Below are 23,626 nucleotides of genomic sequence, written 5' to 3' on the forward strand. Positions count from 1 at the left end.
ATGGATCGATCGGGAAATCGATTTTGGATCCCGGCGCTGCCTTGGAAGCCAACGCCGCCGGGAGCGATCCGCGGACCCTACTGGGGATGATCCGAGCAGCGAACCTGGCCATTTCGGCCTAGCTGAAACGCTCGGTCGGTCACCGGACATGTTGGCAGCGTTCGGCCCGCGTAAACATCCGTCGCAATTTCTCGCATATTTGACGAGGGGGCGCTGCCCGTGTCATCGATATAGGTTTCGACATGATGTTGCAGCAATTCCCGCGAAAGTTGGCAGCTGCGATCGTGTACCAAATCGCCAGGCTGTTGCAGATGCCGGATCCCGATGATGGCCACTGTCGCCGAGATAATCAAAACCGCCATCACCTCGATCAAGGTGAAGCCTTTGGCAGTCGAGCGGAAACCGTTGCCAGCCAACGCGGAGCCTTTTTGGGGGGACGCCATCACTCGAGTACCTCAAACATGTGGAACATCGGGGTATAGATCGAAAGCACAATGCCGCCAATCGCGACCGCCAACAGGATGGTGAGAGTCGGTTCAAGTAGTCCGACCGAAGCATCGATCCGTGTCTCGAGTCGTTCACGTAGATGCTCGCAAGCCCCACGCAGTGCTTTGGGGAAATCGCCCGACTGTTCGCCCACCGCGACTAACTGACAAAGTGTGGCCGAGAAGAAATGGTCATGGTTACCGAGTTGTTTACTGAGTCGTTCGCCTCGCAGCACGCTGCGCCGGACCTGGTCGACCGAGGCTCGCACCTCGCGATTGCGAACACACTCCACGGCCACTCCGACCGCATCGGCAGGCGTGTAGCCACATTCGACCATTGACGACATGCCTTCGACAAACTGCAGCACCGCAACATCGCGAAGCCAAGGACCGACCAGCGGTAATTTTAGTAAAAACGCGTCGGCCATCCGTGATAGTTTGGGACGCGAACGAATGATCGAAATCATGGCGACCAGCGTGATGCAAAACGGAACGACAAGCCATCCGTTGTGGATCACTTGCCGGCTCATTCCCGTGACCACTTGCGTGACCACGGGCAAATCGACACCGCTACTCGAATAAACCGTTTCAAATTCGGGCACCACGACGACGCACATGAAGATCATCAAACCGGCACCCGCCACGGTGATCAGCACCGGATAGCTGACTTTCTTGATAATCCGTTTCTTCAGAGCCACGCTTCGCTCGAGTTGTTCGCAGACACGACGCATCGCTTTTTCGAGCGAACCACTTTTTTCGCCGATGCGAATTTGCTGGACTTGCATCGGAGTAAAGGTGCGTGGGTAACGCTGCATCGCATCACTGAGAAGTCCGCCCGCTTCGATTGTCATGCGAAGCCGGACCAGCACGCTACGGTATCGAGCCGACGATCGGTCCGCAGCCAGCGAGGCAAGGGCTTTGGGGAGCGATAATCCGTTTTCAAGCAGCATCAGAAGCAAACGCAACAGATCGGCAAGTGGAACCGGAGGAATTCGAGTTGAATCCCCTCCCCTCTTTTTTCCACCAACCTCGATCGAGTGCAGCTTGCGCAAGAAGCCCATCACACCACCGCCCGCAGAGGCGGCGGAATGGGATCGAGGGTTCTGCTGGGCATAAGAGGTTGCCATGATTCAGTGATCTCAGGGAATTGTTTTTAATCGCGGTTGGGCGTCAGGGCCCACTCGGGTGTGTTAGGTTCAAACGACAATGACGTCGACTTCTCGTGATCCGCCAACGACCGGTTTGGATTCCGTTCTGCGGCGATCACCACTGGTTTTGAAGTAGACCTCTTCGAGCGACGTGCGTCCGGCGACGGCTTGTTCAAGTCCTGCGTTGGCAAGTCCCACCATTCCGGCTGCGATCGACATCTCGTACAGCTTTGAATGAGGCACGCCGGCTTCGATCGCCATCGTGATCTCGGGGGTGATCGGCATGATTTCGAAAATTGGCAAGCGGCCCGAAAATCCGGTTCCTAAACACTTCTTACAACCTTCGCCGCGGAAGAAATCGGCTGACCGCGAGATCGTTTCATCGGGATCCAACGCGTCCAGCAGATTACGATTCGGAGTGACCGGCATTTTGCAGTTTTCACAGACGCGGCGCAGCAGTCGCTGGGCCACACTGCCAAGTAACGAGCCAGCGATTTTGAAGTTGTCGACCCCCAGATCGCTCAATCGCTGAACCGCGCCGACAGCATCGTTGGTATGCAGGGTGCTGATCATCAAGTGGCCGGTCAGAGCGGCTTGAACCGCCGTGGTCGCGGTTTCACTGTCACGAATTTCACCGACCATGATGACGTCGGGGTCCTGACGCATGATGTATTTCAAAGCGTTGGCGAATCCCATTCCGAACTCGCTATCGCTTTGCACTTGATTGATCCCCGGCAATCGATATTCGACCGGATCTTCGACCGTGACAATGTTGCGATCATCGCCGTTTAAATGTTGCAGCACCGCGTACAGCGTCGTACTTTTTCCGCTTCCGGTGGGTCCCGTGACCACAAACATGCCGTGCGGTTTGTCGATCATTTCGCGAAGCGATTCGAGGTTGCGGGGCATCATCCCCAATCCATCAAGCGAGAAGGTTTTGCCTCCTTCATCGAGCAGCCGCAGGACCAATTTTTGTCCATCGACCGTGGGAATTCCGCTCACGCGAAATCCAACGCGTTTGCCATTTTCGTAAACATTTAAATGGCCGTCTTGAGGACGACGATTCTCCGTCGTGTCCATGTCGGCCATGACTTTGATCCGGCTGATCACCGATTCTTCGATGTGATTGGGGATCGTCATGACTTGTTGCAGTTCGCCATCGACACGATAGCGAACCCGCATCTCGGGTTTGAACGGTTCCAAGTGAACATCGCTGGCCCCGGCGGTGGCTGCACCCGACAAAATGGCTTGTACCAAGCGGACGACCGGGGCATCCTCTTGATCGACTGAGACCACCGATGGGTTGACGTCGTCACCGGAGTCCTGCAATTCACGAAGCTCGGCAAATTTCATGTCGACGATCGTTTGACGAGCGACGCTGCGGTCATCGTAAACGCGACTGTTCAACGCTTCGATGTCTTCGGCTAACGCCACCGCCGGTTTGATCTGGTAGCCGGTCATCAGTTCGGCTTCGGCGATCGTTTCGATATCGTCCGGTGCGACCATGGCCAAGATCAATTGCCGGTCCTCGACCTTGATCGCGCCCGATTGACGAGTGCGGGCAAAATCCTCGGGTAACAGACGAGCGATTTGCGCATCGATCGCCGTGGCGTCAATGTCGATATAGGGAACCGCGAACTGTTCCGCCAGCGCACGGCCGAGCTGGAGGGTCGACAGCAACTTTTGGCTGACCAGCCAATCGCCCAACAACACACCACGGGGTTTTGATGCAAACGCCGCGTCAAGCGACTCGGCGCTCATCACGTGTTGTTCGATTAAGACATCGCCTAGTCGTCGCATTATATTTTCTCGGCCTGTGTTTGTCGTTTGCGTTTGATGCTTTACCGGCTACCGACGCCATTGGCAGCATGAGAGACGAGGGCAACGATTTTTTGTTCGAGCACAACGGGATCAAACGGCGTGATCAAGTAATCTTGAGCTCCCGCATAAAACGCTCGTTCGACGGTTTCCAGACTGGGGTCCAACGAGACCACCAAAACCGAAAACTGATCCGTTTTGAACTCGCCTCGCAGACGTGACAGCCACTCCAGCCCATCGCTGTCACGCAGTGCCGTATCGACGATCACCAAATGAGGCGGTTCGATTCGAATCCGATCAATCGCCTCACCCCCGGTGCCTACCGCTTCGATTTGATATCCAAGCAACTGCAGCCGAAACGACATCAATTCCGAAAGCACCGGTTCAGATTGAACCAGCAAAATTCGTACACCGGATGAATCAAACATCGTGATGCCTTGTCGGGATCAAAGGGAGGAAAGCTCAGCAATAACGGCGCGATTCAAGTAAGAACTCGCGTTGAAATGTAGGTTGCAAACTGCAACAGGTGAAAGAATATGGGGGTATTCACTCTCTCATTTGTGGGGAAGCGGACGATTTATCTGCACCGCTGCTTCTGGGGGCCGTTCAGTCCGCCCTTGCATCCTTGTAATCGGCGCCATCGCTACAATCCGAATCCTTTGACCATCGCGATGATTGCTTACGTTCATTTATGCGTTTACATGCCCACCCCCTCTGTAGCGTATCCCAGATTTAAGTGAGGTCAGTCGGCGTGGTGTTGGGGCTGTCATGTTTTGAAACAGAGCAGCGTATCCAACGCACACGGAAGACCTTGAACGCGCGGGGCATGGCGCTGGCACTTTCGTTGACGAGATTCACTTCGAAATTCACTTCGAGGAAATTCGTGGACGCACGGTCGATGCGTAGACGAATGGAAACTAGGGGGGCCTACAACTTGGGAACAAGAGCGTGTTGAGGATCTATTTTGCTTCGCTAAAAGTCGCGATTGCGATTGTTTGCGTCGGAATCAGCCTGATACTTGGCAGCAAGTTTCTCGGTTTGATTCCCGAATCGCTGCATGACAACGGTCGCGCGATCATGCGTTTGATCGCCTTTTTTATCGTCGGAGGCATTGCCGCCTACACGCTGCTGGTGGTCCGTTTGTTTGGATCCTTCGAGGTCACTCAAGTGGTGACAGACCGGGTTCGCAAATCGTTGGATGCGTTGGCCGAAGGTTTGGTGATCATGGATGACGCCAGCCGAATTGTGCTGGCCAATCGCTCGTTCTGTGACACCATCGGCTTGAGCAGCGAAGAGTTGGTGGGCCGGCGACTCGATTCACTTGGATGGGTGTGCAGTCGTTCAGCCACGTCCGAGGATTTTCCGTGGGCGCGAGCGATGAGCGAGAACAAACGCTATATCGACCAATTGATGCGGTATCAACATCCCGACGGCTCTTATCGTTTTTTGGCGATAAACGCTTCGCCCGTGGACAATAGTACGTCCGATACCGGAGGTGTCTTGGCGACGTTTCGTGACGTGACCGCCGTCGAAGAGCATCGTGCTGAAGTTGAGCGGTTGCTGCAGATGTTAAGAAATAGTCGCGAGGAAATCTCAAACAAAAATCGCGAGTTGCAAGTCCTCGCGACTCAAGATGCGTTGACTGGGTGTTTGAATCGCCGTGCCCTGTTTGAACAGTTTGATTCGATTTGGAAAACACTGAACCGAGCCCAGCCGATGCTGGCCTGTTTAATGGTCGACAATGATCATTTCAAACAGGTCAATGATACGTATGGACATCACGTCGGCGACGAAGTGTTAAAAGCGGTCGCCAAGATTCTGCGTGAATCGTTTCAGCGTCCTGCCGTGGTCTGTCGCTATGGCGGCGAAGAGTTTTGCATTCTGATGCCGGGGGCCAGCGTTCAAGAGGCGATTGAGGCAGCCGAGGTGGCTCGCCGAGCGGTTGCTGAACAATCATTTGACGACCAACCCGATCTGAAAATCAGCGCTAGCATCGGAGTGTCTCATCTGCAGTTTGACGCTGATGACCCGCAATCGCTGATCAATCAGGCCGATTGTGCGCTGTATGTTGCCAAACACCAAGGACGTAATCGCGTGGTGGTGTATGGCGAACCTGAAGCTAAATCGGCAGCGCGTGCCGATGAGAATTGTGTTTGCATCTGATCGGTGCGGATTTTTGGTGAAATCGGCCGCTCGCGTTTTTGCCGATTAAAACATCCCACCGCCTCCCATCCCACCGCCGCCCATGCCGCCGCCCATGCCGCCCATTCCCTGCATCGACATCGGCATCGGGACTTCGACCGATTCCAAAACCGGATCGGGACCAAAGTGCGATTCACGCAGTGTTTGCAGCAGCGTTTCGATTTGCTGATGCACGTCATAAGTGGTTGAAATCAGCAGCGCCGGACGAGTCGATTGAAACGGTGCCATCGTTGATGGCCCCCCCAACGCCTCCCACGTATCGGGATTGATCGTAGTTTGGATCAGAGTGGTGATGGCGCTGAAATTGCCTGGGACCACGCCGGTCCCTTCAAGCCAGTAGATGCGAGTGAGAAGTCGTCCCTCCGCAGCTTCGGCGGTCGTGATGGTCAACGTTTCGCCTTGGATTGTGTAGATCAGGTCGAGATCACGAAGGATGATGTCGAGGAGGCTCTGCAGTTGAACAGCAGCGGTTTTCACTGTGACCGGGACATCCTCCGTCAGCCCGATTTCTTCCAATGCCCGGCGGTCGATTCGCATGGATAGATCGGATTCTGTCGAGAGTGAATCGAGGACTTCATTGAGTGGAGTGTCAGTAAACTCGACCTGTTGCGAACGCGTCAGCGCTTCGGCGACTCTTTTTTCCGCGGCTTCGTCGACATTGATCCAGCGTGAGACCCCGATGCCTTTGTGAACCAGTGACGCGGTGTCGGCGGTGATGACCACGCCATCGTTTTCCACAGTCGCTCGCAGTCCATGCGGCCGCAACATCTTTCGCAGCGCGGTCCTGAGCGGAAGTTCGCTCGCGTTTAGCTTGATTTGAGTTTCGCTTTCTTTGAGTTCTGCAAACGCGACGCCGCGATCATCGAGGATGACCGGGACCCCCGTGATTGATTCGAGTTGTGAAGGAAGCTCATCAAGCGTGGTCGTAAGATCAAAATCAAAGGATTGGTCCATGGCCCCAATCGCATCTTCGGCGATCTCACCGACCGGATCGGGAACCACTGTTTGTTCGGCCCACATCGTGCGTGTTCCTGCCGAGAACCCCTTGCTGTCCTCTTTCTCGTCCGCCGCTTTTTTGCTTAGCGGTTTTCGTTTGGGTTGGTCTTGGGGTTCGGTAGTGACCGCCGCTCCGAAGCCCATGCCGCCGCCCATGCCACCCATTCCCCCTCCACCTCCACCTCCACCTCCACCGCCAAACTGAGCCACATGGCCGGGGATGGTGATCGTTTCGGGTTGGTCGCTGGGTTGGCCCGCCAAGCCCGAGACCATCATCAAACCGAGGATGGCAGAGCCGGCGATCAAGCCTACGAGCGTAGTAAACAGAGATGGCATCAGTCGGGTTCCTTGCGAGAGTAGGGAGTCGAGAAGATGAGGATCGACGGGGGAATCGGGAAGATCGCCGCGCTGCAGCGAATCGATCAGCGGTTCACTTGCCTGGGCCGCCGTCGCGGTGGAAACGGTCAACGCACTGGCTGAGGCAAAGGCCAATACGGGAACCACGCCGCGACGACGCAGCCGATCAGCAAGCAGTTTTTTTCCGCGTTGCAATCGGCCTCGCACCGAGCCGACGGTGGTCCCCAGCGATGCGGCGAGCGATTCAAGCGTGCTGCCCTCGTACAAGTGCATCACGATCGCGGCGCGATAATGTTCGGGCAGTTCGGACAATTCTTCGTCCAGCACGATCGCTTCGTGTCGTTGGGTTAAACGGTCCAGCGGATCGTCGGTGTTGGCAATCGGTTCAGCCATGGTTTCGGTTTCACGTTTGCACGATTGAGTGACCGCCACCGCGGCGCGTTGGGCGACACGGTGCAGCCATCCCGCAAGCCGTTCGGGGTGGCGGATTTTGTTGCTGTTACGTGCCAAATACAGAAACGTCGTTTGATAGGCGTCCTCCGCATCGGCGTGGGATCGGCAGCGTCGCCGACAAACGCTCAGCACCATCACGCTAAAGCGGTCCACCAGCGCCGCCATCGCTGCAGGCTCGTGGTCTTGCTGCCACGCATCAAGTAGATCGGCGTTGGAAACACCGCTCAGGTCGTGTGCGGCAAGGGGTGCGTCAGAGCCCAATTCGGTCGTTTCTTCAGTAATATTCATGGCATCTATTACTGTAGTGCGACCAGCCAGACGAGGTGCGCGCGGAAAATCAAAAAATTCTTCTCGTGGTCACGAAAACGTCTCTTCTGCCAGCCCATTGCGATCTTTTTGGCGGCAGACGGTTGGCGTTTATAGCGGTGCGGCGCGAGCCGCCCGATCTAAAATCGCATGTTTTTCTCGCGGCAAACGGACTGCCCCGCGCCGCGGCCGCTAACACAGGAAATGAAGCTCGTGTGTTACCGTGATTTTTCGCGGTCGACCACGGCGATACAGGCAGGCAATAGCGTCAAGTTGACTAGCGTTCCGAGTAATAGCGTGGCGGCGACCAGCGTGCCAAAGGTGGCGGTTGGAATGAATTCGCTGGTCGACAAGATGCTGAACCCGAATACCAGTGCACATGTCGCTAATAAAATCGGCACTCCGACGCTTCCGGCTGCGTGAGTGACTGCCACGGTGATCGGATGTCCATGTTTGCGATAACGCCGATAAATGGCCAACAAGTGGACCGATCCATCAATCGTCAATCCGATCGAGACGGCGGCAATCATCGCCGCGCCCATGTTGATTTTGCCGCCGATCCATCCCACCGTCGCCAACACCACAAACGCAGGCAGCAGGTTCGGCAACAGCGCAGCGGTCGCCAAACGAATCGATCGCGTCGCCATCCACAACAACAACCACACCAACACCCCGGCAAATCCTAGACATCGCCATTGGTCTCCGACTAACTGCGACACCAATCGCGACATCATCACGTAATAACCCGTGACGATTGGGCCCGAATCGGGAGCCGTCTCAAACGCACTGGTCCAGGCGTCGGCTTGCGTATGTTCATCGACGATTCGCTGGACCTCGGCAATCAGTCGCGTTTTTGCTTCCGCAGGCAACTGTTCTTCGCTGCGGAGCATGATTCGCAAGCGACGCGGTCGAGTGTCGGCGGAATTCAGTAATGCATCGACAAACTCAGGCATCGTGGCTCGCATTCCCGTCATCCGCAGCGACGGAGGAGCGTACTTTAAAATCGGGGTCTTGCCGACAACATATTCTGCGTCGGCCATGCTCAAGACCTTCGTCAATTTGGTGCCATCGAGATCGATGCCACGCAGGTCTCGCTCGATCATCAGGACTTGTCTCAGGTAGTCACGAGTCAATGATTGCGGCGCGGGCAACAGGATGTCCCACACTCCCGCACCCCCAAACTGCTGCTCGACTTGATCATACGCCAGCACGATCTCGCTGTCGCTGCGGAAATTGTTCAGGAAGCTGGTTTCGGGTTCGGCTTGCCATGTCCCAATCACCGAAACGCCCAATAAAACAATCGCCGCCGCGATTGCCGATTTTCGCCGTGACACAAACGCGGCCGCAACCAAGGTGCAGCGTCGGCTAATTGCCCGTGTCGTCCTACGCTGCATGCGGTGTAGTGATTTGCCGAAACTCAATTCCGGCAACATCATCGTCACCCCCGCGAACAAAATGATCGCAACAAACACTGCGATCGAGGCGATGGCGATCATCGCACCAAATTGACGCACTGGCAAAATTCGTGATGATCCCAGCGCCGCGAACCCCGCGGCATCTGTCAAACAAGTCCACAGGATCGGAACGATCAACAGCGAAAACGATCGCCACGTGGCGTCATATCGACTGAGTCCCTTGGCTCTGGCGTCTTGGAATTTGGTTCCCAAATGCAATACCGCTGCGACCGCAATCACCGTAATAATCGCGGGCATGATCGTCGAAACCAGCGATTGATTTAGCCCCAGCAGCACGAGCGACGCTTCAGTCACGACGATCGACCACACCACAACCAATCCCGTCAGAGCAACAAAACGCAGGTCCATCAATGTCACCAGCACGACGATGCTCAATAGGATCAACGTCACGGTGGTCAGTTTTCGTCCATCACGCTCAATCAAATTAAAACCATCATGGATCAGCACCGGTTCGCCCACGACGACGCCGGGTTCGGTAATTGCTTCGTATTGATCATGTAGCTTGCTGGCAATCGTTTGCAGCGATTCAATCGCCTCCGGAGGATGTTGCGGTGACAACATCACCACGACGGCAGCGAGGCGGTGGTCGTCGGAATGCGTATAACCCGCGAACAAATGCTCGATCCCGCGAGCGACGATGTCGTCGCGGCGAGCCAACCCAGGAACGTCCGTTTCGCTGCGAAAGAAGCTGCCGGGACGAATCTTTTCGACCGCTGCGTTCAGCGTCGATGGCGATAAGATGCCATCGACCCCTGCGATTTGACGGACTTCCGAAGCGATCGCGTCACTTCGTCGCAAGCCCTCGTTGGACATCAAATCGGCGTCGGGATAGACCATGATCGCGACCGCATTGCCGCCGAACGAATTCTGCAGCGTTTGATAATCGACCAGCGTGGAATCGGTGGGCGAGAACATCGCCGTGATGCTGCGGTCAAGCTTTAGCTGCTGCGAAAATGGCCACGCCGCAGCGAAGACGATCAAGCCGAGCAGCGATAAAACCACGCGGAATTGAATCAAACGCGAAGCCATGCTCGCTGATTTTCGGTTCGTGCGGGTCGGTTTGTTCATCGTGCTCGCTCGCAGTCCATGCTAGGCTTCGCTAATATTGCTCGTATCAAACTGGCTCTCTCGTTATCGATTTCTGCATTGCCCATGCCCCATTGGACTCTATCTGCCTCGTCGAATCGAATGAAGTTTGTTGGCATCATCGTGTTGGCGTTGGTCGTCCGAGGCGGAGTGGTGCTGAGCAACCTTGACCAATTTGATCAAGATCCCGACGCTTACCGGGTGATCGCCGAAACGCTTTCCGAAACCGGGGTGTTCGGGCTACCCGCCGGCAGTGACACCGCGGCGGGCACGGAACCATCCGCCAAACCAACCGCCTTTCGTCCGCCGCTGTATCCCTATCTGCTGTCGTGGTTGACGGTCGATCATCACGTCAGCGATTTGCTTGTAGGCTTGCTGCATCTGGGGTTAGGGGTGCTAACCGCAGCGTGCACTTTATCGATCGCGTCGCGATTGATCGACGGGGGACGCGTCGGGATCGCAAGTATTTTGGCTGCGGTGCTGGTGATTATCGATCCGATTTTGGTCCAGCAATCAACGTTGGTGATGACCGAAACCATCGCGGCGGCCCTAGCGACGCTAGTCGTTTGGTTTTGGGTGAGCCGCTGGATGCCGTCGCCGACGCTGGCAAATGCGTTGATGTTCGCGGTTTTGCTTGCGTTGGCTTATCTTTGTCGGCCCACCTTTTTGGTTTGGGCGGTGCTGATGTTGCCCGCCATTTTTTTCAGCACCCAATCCTGCTGGACTCGCCGAGTCGCGTGCACGTTTTCCGCTGCAATGATCGTGGTGTTGGCGGTCGGGTTATGGACGGTTCGAAATTGGAACGCGGTGGGGCATCCAGTGTGGGCGACCAGTCACGGAGGCTACACGCTGCTGCTGGCCAACAACCCCTCGTTCTACGACTACCTTCGCGACGGCAAGTTTGCCGAAGCTTGGGATGCCGAACCGTTTCTTGAAGCCTATGCACATCGTTTTCAGAGCGATCCAACGAGCGAGACGTTTTGGCAAACCGATTGGTCCAATCCTGACGAAGCGACGGCGGCACCTCGACCGCTCAATGAACACGAAGACGACCAGTGGTCGTACCAGGCCGCTAAGGCAACGATTGCTCGCGAGCCGTCCATGTTCGTTTGGTCCTGCGTCGTCCGGTTGGGGCGATTGTGGAGTCCGATGCCGCATCATGTCGCCGGTCGATCCTGGCCTCCGATTGTGATCGTGACGCTTTATTATTTAGCTTTCTGGATCGCCGCCCTCGTCGGACTCTATCGCATCGGCCGCGGCATCTTGACCCCCGCGTGGTGGGCGATGATCACGCTAGCCATCACGTTGTCGGCGGTGCACACCATTTACTGGAGCAATCTGCGAATGCGGTCGCCGATGATCCCGTCACTTGCCGTCTTCGCCGCTGCCGGTCTGGTTCGGCCCCGGTTCATCAAGCCGCTTCTCGTCGACCAAGATGCGGACTGAGGCAGAATCGAGGTCATCAAATTGGCCGTGGCGGATCGACCAAATGCAGGCCACTAGCGCCGAGCCACCCAACAGCAATGCGATCGGCAGCGCGATCGTCAAAACACTCATGCGACGGGTTCCTTAACGAGAGATCGGCGGTTGCGAGGCGATGGATTCGATGGCTTGGCATCGCCTGCAGATGCATCGACGACCGGCGTGGCAAGCGTCATCGTCAATACCGTCAACGAACTGATCGGCATCAAGATCGCCGCGATCAACGGGCTGATGATGCCAGTCATCGCCAACACCGCGGCAATCCCATTGTAGCCAATCGAAACCGCAAAATTTTGACGGATGGAACGAGCGGTCCGTTTGGCGGTCCTCGTCAGCGTGACGATGCCTTCGAGCCGGCTATTGCCAATTAAAATCGGTGCCGCCGCAAGACTCGCGTTCGCTCCGCCTCGAAGTGCCACCCCGACATCGGCTGCCGCCAGCGCCGCGGCGTCGTTGACTCCATCACCGACCATCGCGACCACGTGGCCGTCGCGTTTCGCTTGCTGGATCGCTGCTAGCTTTTGTTCGGGGGATTGGTCGCCTAGGGCGAACTCGGCATCGATTCCCAGCCGACTGGCTACCTCGCGGACAATCGAAGCATGATCGCCCGACAATATCGCGACCTTCCATCCGCTATCACGCAATTGACGGATGACTTGTTTGGCCTCATTGCGAAGCGGATCGCTAACACCAAAGACGGCCTCGATCCGTTCCTCGACAACGACCAAGATCGGAGTGGACCCGGATGCCAAGATCGTTTCGATTTGTTCTTGCTCGAGCGGGCAAACGGCGAGCTTCATCTGATCGACTAGCTTCAGGCTGCCGATTGCGAAGCGACGTCCTTGCACGGTCCCTTCGATGCCGACGCCGACACGGTTTTGAACGTCGGTCGCCGTGATTGAGTCGACGTCGTGTTTTCGTTGGTACTCGGTGATGGCACGGGCGATTGGATGCCCGATAGTTGACTCGATCGCTTGCACGCGTTGCAAGATCTCCGCTTCGCCGAACCAATGGGTGACTTGCATTCGACCTTGGGTGAGCGTTCCCGTTTTGTCAAAGAAGATCGTTCCCGGTTTGGAGAACTGTTCCAGCGATTCACCCGAGCGAACCAGGATTCGTCGTTCGGCGAGTCGGCCGACCGCCACGGCAATCGCCAGCGGAGTGGCAAGCGCCAGTGCACAAGGGCAAGCGACAATCAACAAAGCAACGCTATGGTTGATCGCAATCGCCGGATCGACATGCCACCATGCGACGACGGTAACAACTGCAAGCACCATCACCACGCTGACAAACCATCCGCCCACGCGATTGGCCAATTGGACAATCGGTGTCTTGCTCGCCGCCGCCTCGGCAACCGATTGCGAAAGCGCGCCGAGCCGGGTGGCGTCGCCAATTGCAGTCGTTTCGACGTGAATCACCGATGCGATGTTTTCTGTGCCCGCTTCGACATCCGATCCAATGCCAATCGCGACGGGGCGACTTTCCCCGGTCAATAACGAGCGATCGAGTTGCGATTGTCCCCGCACCACGCGTCCGTCCACGGGAACGCTTTCACCTGGATCGACTTTGACGATGTCTCCCGGCCTGATTTCGGATGCCGGCACACGCGTCAACACTTCATCCTTGTCCACTCGCGTGGCCGCATTAGGCGTCAAACTTAACAGCGCCGAGATCGCGCGTCCGGCGGAATGCTGTTGACGAAGTTGCACCCAGCGGCCGACCAGCAGAAAGAAAACCAGCGTCGCGATCGAATCAAAGTAAACTTCCGACGAGGTCTCGAATAATCCGTAAATGCTGGCGATCACGCCAGCGGATAACCCCAACGCGACTGGCAAATCCATATGCGGTACTCGCAAGCGAATCGACGCAACCGCGCCTCGCAAGAATACGCGGCCTGGAAAGATCACTGCGGCAACGCCCAGCCCCACGCCGGTGAACCGCAACAAATTGCGTTGAGATTCCTCGATTCCCGAAAATGCGCCAGCATACAGTGCAACTGCAATCCACATGGCATTCATCGCACAAAAGCCGGCAATCGCAACGTCGACAAGCAGTCGACGGCTCTCTTCGCTGCTGGCGTCTCGCTCGCCCGCCGTATCAAGCGGCACCACGTGATAACCGATCGTTTTTAGCAGTCGCCCCAGTTGGCTTAGCCGGACGACGGTCGGATCGTAAACCAATTCGACCGAGCGCGAATGCATTTGCACCGATGCGGAATGCCATCCAGCGACATGATTCGGGGCTTGTTCGATTAACCATGCACATGCGGCACAGTGCAGCCCGCGAATCGATAATCGGACGCGAGCCCATTCGATGCCATTGGGACCGGTCCCCTGTTTAACCACCGAAGGAAGCAACAATTTAGGATCGTCCAGATCGTCAAACGAATCGCGACCGCGATCGCCAAGCGTTTCGGAGGGGCCGCAATCACGCAGCGCGTAATAGTCCTCGAGCCCCCAGCCATGAATCAATTCCCAGGCCCCTTTACAGCCATTGCAGCAAAACGCGGGCTCTGACGCATCCGTCGGTCTAGGGGCGGGCAAGCCGCAATGGACACACTCGACGCTTTGTTGCGTTTGCGGTTGATCCGTTGCCGAGCTCATGGGGCGGCAGTTTGGGGTGAGATGGCATCGGTGCTGGCACAACAGGGGCACTCGCTCGGCTCGCCGTCAGAAACGGTGTCGGCACAGCACGGCAAGGGTTCCTCTTTCAAGTCGATCAGCGAGGTGGCGGTGATTTGATCGCCGAGCTCGGGCGCCACTAAACTGGAAACGTCCACCGCCGCTCGCCCAGTGACGGTATATAGTCCGGTCACAATTAGAAACACGCTGGCGGCGATCGGCAGCATGCCTCGCAGCTTTGGGGTTAACGAGTGGATACCGACCAACATCGTCGTCAGCGCTGGAAGCGTCCCGATCCAAAAGGCGAACATCACGACCACCGCGGGCAAAACACCGCCGGTTCCCGCGGCGACCAGCACAAACAAGTACAGCCAACCGCACGGTAACCACGTCGTGATCAAGCCGCCAAGGTAGGCGCGTGACACCGCCGTTTGCCGATCCAGCAGCGGTTTGAAACGCTTCAAAACCGCCGCGACCGTCGAAGGACCCGAGCTCGATGCCGAACTCAACAGCGGGCGGTTAAAACGCGGGTGCAATTTTGCCAAGCGAAACAGCCCGACGGCAATCAGCAAGCCGCCGGCGACCTTGGCCGCCGCCGATTGGAAACCAACCATATCGCCACCGATCGAAACCGCTGCTCCCAAAACCCCAGCCGCCGTGCCGGCGATCAAATACGTGCTCAGCCGGCCAATATGGTAGGCAAGAATCGTCGTCCGGCTTGATCCGCCGCCGGTCACCCACAGCGCCAGCGGTCCGCACATGCCAACGCAATGCAAACTGCCAAGCAAACTCGCCACCATCACTGCCATCGCCAGCGTCAACACGGTTAGCTTCCTTTCGTCAGCCGACGCTGCGTTTGAGTAACCAGGATGTCTTGCGAATGAACAAAGCGTTGGTCTTGGTCATTGGTGACGTCAATGTCGATTTGCCACAATCCATCTACGGGAAAGCAGTCTTCGGCAACAACAACACCGTTTGAGTTTGCCTGAATCGAAAACGTTTTCACATCCGCGGCGCGAGCGTAGTGATACATGTGAACGGTGCCCGATGCGATTCGGACCGGTTCGCCATCGGCATCGGTCAAAACGCCTTGCAGCGTCGCATTGTGTTGACCGGGAATTGGCACTAACGCAATTTTCCAACCGAGTTCATGCGAGGCGGTTTCGGAACTTCTTTGATTGTCCCAGTCGAGTGATTTTTGGTAGTAATCGGGAAGCACCGCGGCCGACGGATCGCCGGTCGCCAGCATGATCGCGATCACACCCACGGCGACTTGCAGCGTCAGCAGTCCGACCACCAATCCGCCCCAGCGAATGGCGGCGTTGCGATTAGCAATGCGGTTGAATTCCGGCGTCGGATTCGTTGTGGTTGAATTTTTTGTCATCGTCGTGGACCTAGTAATTGCATTTTAAGCGTGCGCTCGTTGCCCGCGTCATCGCGAACTCGCAGTTCTCCTTCGACGTTCCCCCCCGGGCCGAACACTTTCCCGGGAACTTCGACCACCAACGGGACCAGCTCCGTAGCGTTGCTTTGCAGCTTGGGACTCGCGTCGCCGATCTCGCGAATGATCGCCGTTTCCGGCTTCACCACTTCGACCGTGTATTCGCGTGGTTCGTTGGTGCGGTTGACTAGCCGCAGGCGGAATTGATTGCTGACGTTGCCGGTCACATGGCGGTGAAAGGGGTTGCCTTTGCCGCGAATCAAACGTGCATCAAAAGCGTATTTGGTCGACAACACCGCAAGGAATCCGATCCCTACGGCGACCAACAACGCAGGGTAAGCGACCGTGCGAAAGCGAAAGAATTTTAGCTTCTTTCCATCGAGTGCATCTTGGGAACTGTAGCGAATCAGTCCCTTGGGTTTACCCACCTTGGTCATCACATCGTCGCATGCATCGATACACTGAGTACAGTTGATGCATTCCAATTGCAATCCATCGCGAATGTCGATCCCGGTCGGGCAGACGCGAACGCATTGATGACAATCGACACAATCACCTGCGCCGTCACCGGCCACATGTTTGCCTCGCTTGCGAGGTTCGCCACGTTTCGTGTCATAAGCGACGATCATGCTTTGCCGATCGAGCATCACCGATTGAAAACGTCCGTAGGGACATGCGATCAAGCAGAGTTGTTCACGGAAGAACAAAAAATCAAACAGCATCAAGCCGGTCGTCACACCCATCACCATAAAGGCCGCCGGGTGTTCGATCGGTGAGCTGCGGATCCACTCGGCAAGCCGATCGGTGCCGACAAAGTAGGCTAAAAACGTGTGGGCGAGAAACATGCACAGCACCACGTAGACGGCCCAGCGGGCGATCCGGCGCCAACCTTCAATCGGCCGTTTCGCTTGGCCGCCTTTGCCCACGGTGCCTTCGAACCAGCGGTCGATGGGCCGGAACAGGTATTCCATGTAGACCGTTTGCGGACAGGCCCATCCGCACCAAATCCGTCCGGTCAACGCGGTGGCTAAGACGATGGTTAAAAACACGCCCAGCATCACCAATGCCAACAACAACGTGTCAGTTGGCAAGAAGACATGTCCCAAGAAAACGAATCGTCGGGCCGGCACGTCCAACAAAATCGGCGGCAGCCCTCCGATGCGAACGTGAGGCAACGCGACAAAGAAGGCGACCAGAGCGTAGGCGATCCAGCGTCGCCATTTCCACCAAAAACCGGTCGACAATGTAGGCCGTAGCCAGCGCCGCGAACCATCTTTTTCAAGCGTACTAAGCACATGATCGGGTGATTCGAGCATGCTGCTGTCATGGGGTGCGCCGTCGGAGATCACCGGCAACTGTTTTGCATCATTCATCGTTACGCCTCCTTAAATAGAAGCGGGAATCACTACATCGGTTCGTGTGAATTCCGGTGGGAATGTTTCTCGAACGCGCTGCGGTTGCGGATTGATCCGCGGTGGCGGCGATTCTTCCCAGGGTTGGGGAGCCTCGCCGCAGGGATTGCCCGGCAATGCGGGCAATTGGGTTCTTTTAGGTCGCTGCCTTCTCGGCCGTCGGCTCCGAGGCGTCTTCGCTTGCATCTTCTTTGGTTTCGTCGGCTGCTTCATCAGCCGCGGGGGCTTCCTCGGGTGGTGCTTCAGGCCATGGCGCGATCACACGTCCTTCGGCAGGTTTGCCGTCGGCCGCTTCGGTGCCACGCAGGCTGGCGACATAGCTTGCCGCTAACACCAATTCGTTAGGTGACAAGCGAGTCTTCCAAGCTGGCATCGCTCCGCCCGCTGCCCCGTTCTCTAGCACGTTCAAAATATCGCCGATGTCTTTCACGTTTTTGTATGCATCGTCGGTCAGGTTTGGACCGACCAAACCGCCGCCGTCCGCGCCGTGACAGGAAACACAATTGGTTTTGAAAACCGATTTACCCACCCGCAGCCAATTGGGCTCGTATAAAAATTTCACCACGGTGGCGCGATCCATTTTCAATTCGCCGATCTCTGCGAATTGCAATCGGATGTTTTCCGCCAGTGCTTTGTCATAACGTTCGGTGGCCGTTCGTCCTTCGGCGCCGCCATGGTAGAACGCGGCGTACGGAAACGCGAACAAGATCGATCCGATGAACATCCATTTCCACCAACCCGGCAACGGATTGTCAAACTCTTGGATGCCGTCATAGGCATGGCCTGTCAACGGATCATCGGGGATCTCGCCCACGATCGGCTCTTGCTCGATACCATCTTGGTTTTTCGGATTATTGCCCATCGCGAGGAGTCTCCACATTGTCGGATAGCGGGATAGCTGCAAATCGGTCGGTCGCGTTGCGTGACAATCGCATCGTGGCGAAGAACATTAAAGCGAAGGCAAAACAGAACAACGCCAGTGCAATTTCGGCACAGTCGCTGTAGTCGATTGCTCGTATCACATCAGTAAGCATGATTTAAATTTCACTAGGCGTGAGAAGTTCGTTTTTGTCTCGCGGTCCCGTAGCGGAAGTCGTCAAGACTTTCGTCGGTTTTCCCAAAGGATCCACCGGATAATCTCGTTACCGTGCCGCGACCTCTTCGGCGGCGGGTTCTTCGGCCGTGGCCGGATCTGCCGGCGTTTCTTCTTTATTTTCGGGTTCAGGCGTCGCGAAGATGTCCGTGCCCACTCGCTGCAGAAACGCAATCAATGCGATCGCTTTGGTGTCAAACGTCATCAACTCGCCACGCTGTACCGGGCCGCCTTGCGAGACCACGTCGGCCGCGATCACCTCGGCTTGCTTGCGAGCGATGTCGGCGGAATCGGCGATGTCAAAGTCGTAAGGTGCCCCCAACGCTTGGGCGGCCCAAACACGATCGGGGATCATTTCAAAGTTGATCTTTGTATCAAGCAAATGCAGGTAGCTGGGCATCACACTGCCAGGCGAAACCTGTTCCGGATTTTCGAGATGCAACCAGTGCCAAAGACTGCTCTGTTTGCCCCCTTCGCGAGCCAAGTCGGGACCGATGCGGCGACTGCCCCATTGGAACGGACGGTCGTAAATGAATTCGCCCGCCTTGCTGTATTCGCCGTAGCGTTTTGTTTCAGCAACAAACGGACGCACCATCTGTGAATGACAGTTGTAACAGCCTTCGGCAACAAAAATGTCACGACCAGCCAATTCCAGCGGCGTGTACGGTTTCACCGTCGCGATCGTGGGCACATTGCTGCGAATCAAGAACGTCGGAATGATCTCAAACAGACTCGCGATCACCACCGCCAATGTAGTCAAAACGGTAAACCGCACCGGCAATCGTTCCCAGCGGCGATGCCAATCCATCTTGCCAAACACGTCAAGCTTCTTGGCCGATTCCAGTACCGGGACGGTGTCCAGGGAACTGCGGGTGTCGATGACTTCCTCGGGGGCTTCCTTGGACAATCGTGGTGTGTGGTAAACCGGCACTTCATAGGTGCGAGGACGAGTGGTCCAGGTCATGAACCAGTTCACCGCCATGATCAAAATACCCGAGACGAACAGCAGTCCGCCCAGCACACGCAACCACCACAGCGGCACGATCGATTGGATGGTTTCGATGAAATCGGGATAAACCAAGTTCCCGGTCTCATCCATCGCTCGCCACATCAAACCTTGCATCAAGCCGGCGGCGTAGATCGGCACGATGTACAGCAAAATGCCAATCGTTCCGATCCAAAAGTGAGCCGAGGCCGCTTTGGTGCTCCACAACTTGGTTTGGAACAACCGAGGCAATAACCAATACAGCATCCCGAACGTCATCATGCCGTTCCATCCGAGTGCTCCGGCGTGAACGTGAGCGATCGTCCAATCGGTGTAGTGGCTCAGTGCGTTGACGCTTTTTACGCTCAACAGCGGGCCTTCGAAGGTCGCCATGCCGTAGAACGTCACCCCGACGACAAAGAATTTCAAAACCGGATCCACTGCGACTTTTTGCCAAGCACCGCGAAGCGTTAGCAGCCCGTTGATCATTCCGCCCCACGACGGCATCCACAGCATCACGCTAAACAGCATCCCCAGTGTCGAGGCCCATTCGGGAAGTGCGGTGTAATGCAAATGGTGCGGCCCAGCCCAAATGTAAATAAAGACTAGCGACCAAAAGTGGATGATCGAAAGCTTGTAACTAAATACCGGTCGGTTCGCCGCCTTGGGCAGGAAGTAATACATCAACCCAAGAAACGGAGTGGTCAAGAAAAACGCGACCGCATTGTGCCCGTACCACCACTGCATGAACGCGTCTTGGACACCCGCATAGATCGGATAGCTTTTGCCCAGACCAATCGGAACGACCAGGTTGTTGAAGACGTGCAGTACCGTCACGGTGACAATCGTGGCGATGTAAAACCACAACGCCACGTACATGTGCCGTTCACGGCGATGGATCAACGTCATCAAGAAATTGATGCCAAAGAATCCAGCCCAGACGACGGCGATCGCCAAGTCGATCGGCCACTCCAGCTCGGCGTACTCTTTGCTTTGTGTGATCCCCATCGGCAGTGTCACAGCCGCCGCGACGATGATCGCTTGCCAGCCCCAAAAATGCAGCCGGCTCAACGCGTCGCTCCACATCCTCGCTTTGCACAATCGCTGAGTGCTGTAATAGACGGCTGCGAAAATCGCATTGCCGGCGAAGGCAAATATCGCCGCGTTGGTGTGCAGCGGGCGAAGACGACCGAAACTGAGCCATTCCAGTTCACCAAACAATTTTGGCAAAACCAAAATGATCGCGACGATCAAACCGATCAGTGTGGCGACTAGACCCCAAAACAGAGTCGCTGTCGCAAACTTCCGAACGATATCGTCATCGTAGGAATAGGTATCGATTTGCGCGTCAAGATTCGCTTGACCTGATTGTTGCTCAGGAAATCCTGATTGAGTCTCGATCGACAAGTGTCTCTTCCTTTGATCACAAACGAGTGGTGCGAGCTGATGAGATCAGCCAATGGTGACGCTGATTGCATTGGGTTCGTCGCCACCCTCTGGAAATGTATCTAACAACCTGAACACCAAACGCAGATTTGCCAATGTGGCAGGCTGTCGCAAGGTTGTTCAAATCAATTTTGAAGCAGGAATCTCCGCTAAAAATTGATCGTCGTCAATACAAGTCCCATCGGTTCATGGCAAACCGTGTGGCCTCTAACGATGAGCCCATTCGCACGCTCGGCCAGGCAATCGAGCAAATGGGCGCGCTGGTCGTGTCGAACATGGTTCCACACTAGCTCCAGTGGGCTATCGGACATCGCTTTTGGACGCTGATTGTACCCACTTTGGATCCTTGTTGCTGCCTCCTTGACCGGCCAAAACAAGGCAAAAAACTTCGTTTCTGTAGGTGCACGCACTGCATCGGAGGCTCCCGCCTCCTACGCGTGAAATATCACGGTTCGGTTTTCGCAATTCTTCAAGGATGCTCATTGGATGAAGCGAAATTGACTCGGTTTCGCACCGTCGCTCCGCCCGACAAATTCACCACCTTGAAGCCGTGCTGTTTCAAAATACGTGCGGCAATATGCCCGCGAATTCCCACCGCACACGATACGACCGTGGGCAGCGACGGATCAAGTTCGCTGATTCGGTCTCGCAGTTCATCGACCGGAATGGCGATAATCCCTTTTTCGGATGTGCCAGCCAGCGGTGATCCGGACAACGGTGTCCGCTCGATCTCCGCAGCCGTGCGGACATCGACCACTTGTTTGCCTGCTAAATCGGCATCGCTATCGCAAAATGTTTCGATGCCATCGATCTGGTTGCAGGCGGCGAACGCGGCCATATGAACGGGATCTTTGGCCGATCCAAACGGCGGAGCGTAGCTGAGGTCGACGCCGCCGAGCTGCCGAACCGAGCCTTCGAATTGCATTGCCGTGGCGATCACGTCGATTCGTTTGTCAACGCCTGCACCGCCGACGGCTTGCGCGCCGAGGATTTTTCCCGTTTCCGCTTGGTACACTAATTTCAGTGTCATCACTTGGGCTCCGGGATAGTAGCCCGCGTGATTTTTAGCCACGATCGTGACACTGGCCGCATCGACCCCCATTCGTTTTGCCGTTGCACACGACAATCCCGTCATCGCCGCACTGACGCCAAACACCCGGACCACCGACGTCCCTTGCACCGTCGGCATTGGGTCGCTTTGGCCGGTCGCTGCGTGCTGGCCCGCTAGTCGTCCCGCCCGATTGGCTGGTCCTGCCAAGGAAACTCGCATCCGTTTTCCGGTCGGCCCGAACCGATATTCCGCCGCATCACCGACCGCGTAAATATCGGGGTCGCTGGTTTGCATGAAGTCGTTGGTCGCAATCCCGCCGGTGACTCCAATCTCAAGCCCCGCGTCGACAGCAAGTTTGATGTTGGGTTGCACGCCGATCCCCATCACGACCAAATCGGTCGCGATTGTGCTGCCGTCGCTCAAGGCGACCTCGGTGACTTGGTTGTTTCCGTTGGTAACCAAACCGCTGACGCTGCGGCCCAGCAAGAGCGAAACTTCTTTGGCTTCGATCTCGTCGGCGATCGGCCGAGCCATCTCGGGATCAAGCAGCGGTAACACCTGCGGCTGCAGTTCCACCAGCGTGGTGTTGAGTCCCCGCTGGACAAGCTGTTCAACCATTTCCAGCCCGATGTAGCCCGCGCCGACGACGACCGCGTTTTTCGTTTGCTTGTCGTCGACGATCGCCTTGATGCGATCGGTGTCATTCAAGTTTCGCAGGCTGAGAACATTTTCGGCATCTGCCCCGTCCAGATTGGGGCGAATCGGCGACGCACCGGGCGCCAGGATCAGTTTGTCGTAATCGATCCAAATGATTTCGGATGTTTCACCGCGGCGGACTTCCACCCGTTTGTTCTGGCGATCGATCGACAAAGCCTCATGCCGTGTCCGGACGTCCAAGCGAAATCGGCGACGTAAAAATTCAGGCGTGGCGACAAGCAGCGAGTCACGATTGGGGATTTCTTCGCCAATGTGATAAGGCAAGCCACAATTCGCGAACGACACGTCAGGATCTTTCTCCAACAGAATGATCTCGGCGTTTTCATTCATCCGGCGGGCTCGCGTTGCCGCCGACGCCCCTCCGGCGACCCCACCAACAATGACAATGGTAAGCGGCTTGGTGGCATTCATCGTGATCAGGTTCCTTCGTATCGCGGAGGCAGCAAATATCGTAAGTTAGAGAACTATCGACAAACGGGGCTCTTGGGAAGCCCCGTTTTCCGGCGGCCGCGTCGATCGATCGCACCCCGATGTCCCCCGTTTAGGATGGGCTGCGACGAGCTGTCGCAGTTTGTGGATCCCATGCATGTTAGCAATGCCTCGAATTTCACCTGACCGATTCGCTTTGGTCGCCAATGGCGGCTTGGTTTTCGGTTTTTCGCTCGCTACCTTTCTTTTCGATGCTGCGTTCGCCTGGGGCATCGTGTTGATGGGCTGCAGTCTGATCTACTCGGGATCGAGCGGTTTTTGCGGATTTGCCGTGATCGTTGCGAAATTGGAGTCGTTGCGGGGGGAATCGAAGACGCCGTAGGCCAGGTTCCGTCCTCCAGGGCAATGGCCGTTCACTTACGAAAAACACATTCACCGGTGCCGTGTTCGCCAACGCGGTGAAGCATCTTCGTAGCGGAACTCGTCAAGAGTTTCGGGGGCATACGCCGTGGAACGAAAGTCTTGACGGCTTGTTGTTTTATTCCAGATGCAAATTGCAATTGTGAGCCGTGGGCCGTAAGGCGAGCCCTTTCAAGCTAGCACTCATGCGGCTCTCTTGGCGA

General features: G+C 56.3%; 18 protein-coding genes. 3 read left to right on the forward strand and 15 right to left on the reverse strand.

All coding sequences use genetic code 11. From position 1 onward, the window contains the following. Window positions 1–77: 77 nt before the first annotated feature. The 4 genes from ABD971_RS29350 to ABD971_RS29365 form a co-directional block, all read right to left on the reverse strand. The gene (locus ABD971_RS29350) at window positions 78–443 is read right to left on the reverse strand and encodes a competence type IV pilus major pilin ComGC (RefSeq protein ID WP_345327280.1); all 366 of its coding nucleotides are present in this window, start codon (window positions 441–443) and stop codon (window positions 78–80) included. Continuing rightward, the gene (locus tag ABD971_RS29355) at window positions 443–1,612 is read right to left on the reverse strand and encodes a type II secretion system F family protein (protein ID WP_345327281.1); all 1,170 of its coding nucleotides are present in this window, start codon (window positions 1,610–1,612) and stop codon (window positions 443–445) included. The genes ABD971_RS29350 and ABD971_RS29355 overlap by 1 nt, the downstream gene beginning before the upstream one ends. Before the next feature lie 69 nt (window positions 1,613–1,681). Further along, window positions 1,682–3,433: a GspE/PulE family protein gene (locus ABD971_RS29360; RefSeq protein ID WP_345327282.1), complete on the reverse strand. Its 1,752-nt coding sequence runs from the start codon at window positions 3,431–3,433 to the stop codon at window positions 1,682–1,684. Between the two features lie 41 nt (window positions 3,434–3,474). Next, complete coding sequence (locus tag ABD971_RS29365) at window positions 3,475–3,879, reverse strand: response regulator (protein WP_339939140.1); 405 nt, start codon at window positions 3,877–3,879, stop codon at window positions 3,475–3,477. Between the two features lie 520 nt (window positions 3,880–4,399). Between ABD971_RS29365 and ABD971_RS29370 the strand changes: the two genes are divergently transcribed. Then, the gene (locus ABD971_RS29370) at window positions 4,400–5,614 is read left to right on the forward strand and encodes a GGDEF domain-containing protein (protein WP_339939138.1); all 1,215 of its coding nucleotides are present in this window, start codon (window positions 4,400–4,402) and stop codon (window positions 5,612–5,614) included. Between the two features lie 45 nt (window positions 5,615–5,659). Here the strand turns inward: ABD971_RS29370 and ABD971_RS29375 are convergent, their stop codons facing one another. Together ABD971_RS29375 and ABD971_RS29380 are read right to left on the reverse strand one after the other, a co-directional pair. Beyond that, on the reverse strand, window positions 5,660–7,747 hold the full coding sequence (locus ABD971_RS29375; RefSeq protein WP_345327283.1) for an RNA polymerase sigma factor: 2,088 nt from the start codon (window positions 7,745–7,747) through the stop codon (window positions 5,660–5,662). Window positions 7,748–7,983: 236 nt separating this feature from the next. After that, on the reverse strand, window positions 7,984–10,308 hold the full coding sequence (locus ABD971_RS29380; protein WP_345327284.1) for an efflux RND transporter permease subunit: 2,325 nt from the start codon (window positions 10,306–10,308) through the stop codon (window positions 7,984–7,986). Window positions 10,309–10,428: 120 nt separating this feature from the next. On the opposite strand from ABD971_RS29380, the gene ABD971_RS29385 reads away from it, so the two are divergent. After that, complete coding sequence (locus ABD971_RS29385) at window positions 10,429–11,772, forward strand: hypothetical protein (protein WP_345327285.1); 1,344 nt, start codon at window positions 10,429–10,431, stop codon at window positions 11,770–11,772. On the opposite strand, the gene ccoS is transcribed toward ABD971_RS29385, so the two are convergent. The 9 genes from ccoS to ABD971_RS29430 form a co-directional block, all read right to left on the reverse strand. Continuing rightward, complete coding sequence (gene ccoS / locus ABD971_RS29390) at window positions 11,692–11,883, reverse strand: cbb3-type cytochrome oxidase assembly protein CcoS (RefSeq protein ID WP_339939130.1); 192 nt, start codon at window positions 11,881–11,883, stop codon at window positions 11,692–11,694. The genes ABD971_RS29385 and ccoS overlap by 81 nt on opposite strands. Next, window positions 11,880–14,411: a heavy metal translocating P-type ATPase gene (locus ABD971_RS29395; protein WP_345327286.1), complete on the reverse strand. Its 2,532-nt coding sequence runs from the start codon at window positions 14,409–14,411 to the stop codon at window positions 11,880–11,882. The genes ccoS and ABD971_RS29395 overlap by 4 nt, the downstream gene beginning before the upstream one ends. After that, window positions 14,408–15,253, reverse strand: a complete 846-nt coding sequence (locus tag ABD971_RS29400) for a sulfite exporter TauE/SafE family protein (protein ID WP_345327287.1) — start codon at window positions 15,251–15,253, stop codon at window positions 14,408–14,410. Before ABD971_RS29400 ends, ABD971_RS29395 begins: the two co-directional genes overlap by 4 nt. A gap of 2 nt (window positions 15,254–15,255) precedes the next feature. After that, window positions 15,256–15,813 carry a FixH family protein gene (locus ABD971_RS29405; RefSeq protein WP_345327288.1) on the reverse strand — a complete coding sequence of 186 codons (558 nt, stop codon included), beginning with the start codon at window positions 15,811–15,813 and terminating at the stop codon, window positions 15,256–15,258. Next, window positions 15,810–17,243, reverse strand: coding sequence for a cytochrome c oxidase accessory protein CcoG (gene ccoG, locus ABD971_RS29410; RefSeq protein ID WP_345327289.1), 1,434 nt, complete (start codon window positions 17,241–17,243; stop codon window positions 15,810–15,812). The genes ABD971_RS29405 and ccoG overlap by 4 nt, the downstream gene beginning before the upstream one ends. A gap of 175 nt (window positions 17,244–17,418) precedes the next feature. Then, complete coding sequence (locus tag ABD971_RS29415) at window positions 17,419–18,144, reverse strand: cbb3-type cytochrome c oxidase N-terminal domain-containing protein (protein WP_345327290.1); 726 nt, start codon at window positions 18,142–18,144, stop codon at window positions 17,419–17,421. After that, window positions 18,134–18,316, reverse strand: a complete 183-nt coding sequence (locus ABD971_RS29420; protein ID WP_339939118.1) for a hypothetical protein — start codon at window positions 18,314–18,316, stop codon at window positions 18,134–18,136. The genes ABD971_RS29415 and ABD971_RS29420 overlap by 11 nt, the downstream gene beginning before the upstream one ends. Window positions 18,317–18,424: 108 nt before the next feature. Continuing rightward, window positions 18,425–20,767 (reverse strand): cytochrome-c oxidase, cbb3-type subunit I, encoded by a 2,343-nt coding sequence (ccoN, locus tag ABD971_RS29425; RefSeq protein ID WP_425571392.1) that lies wholly within the window; start codon window positions 20,765–20,767, stop codon window positions 18,425–18,427. Window positions 20,768–21,275: 508 nt separating this feature from the next. Then, entirely contained in the window at window positions 21,276–22,985 is a 1,710-nt protein-coding gene (locus ABD971_RS29430; protein WP_345327291.1) for an FAD-dependent oxidoreductase, read from the reverse strand. Window positions 22,986–23,169: 184 nt separating this feature from the next. Here ABD971_RS29430 and ABD971_RS29435 point away from each other — a divergent pair, with 184 nt between their 5' ends. Continuing rightward, window positions 23,170–23,385 (forward strand): hypothetical protein, encoded by a 216-nt coding sequence (locus ABD971_RS29435; protein ID WP_339939113.1) that lies wholly within the window; start codon window positions 23,170–23,172, stop codon window positions 23,383–23,385. Window positions 23,386–23,626: the final 241 nt, after the last annotated feature.

The organism is Novipirellula rosea (assembly GCF_039541335.1).
GTDB lineage: Bacteria > Planctomycetota > Planctomycetia > Pirellulales > Pirellulaceae > Novipirellula > Novipirellula rosea.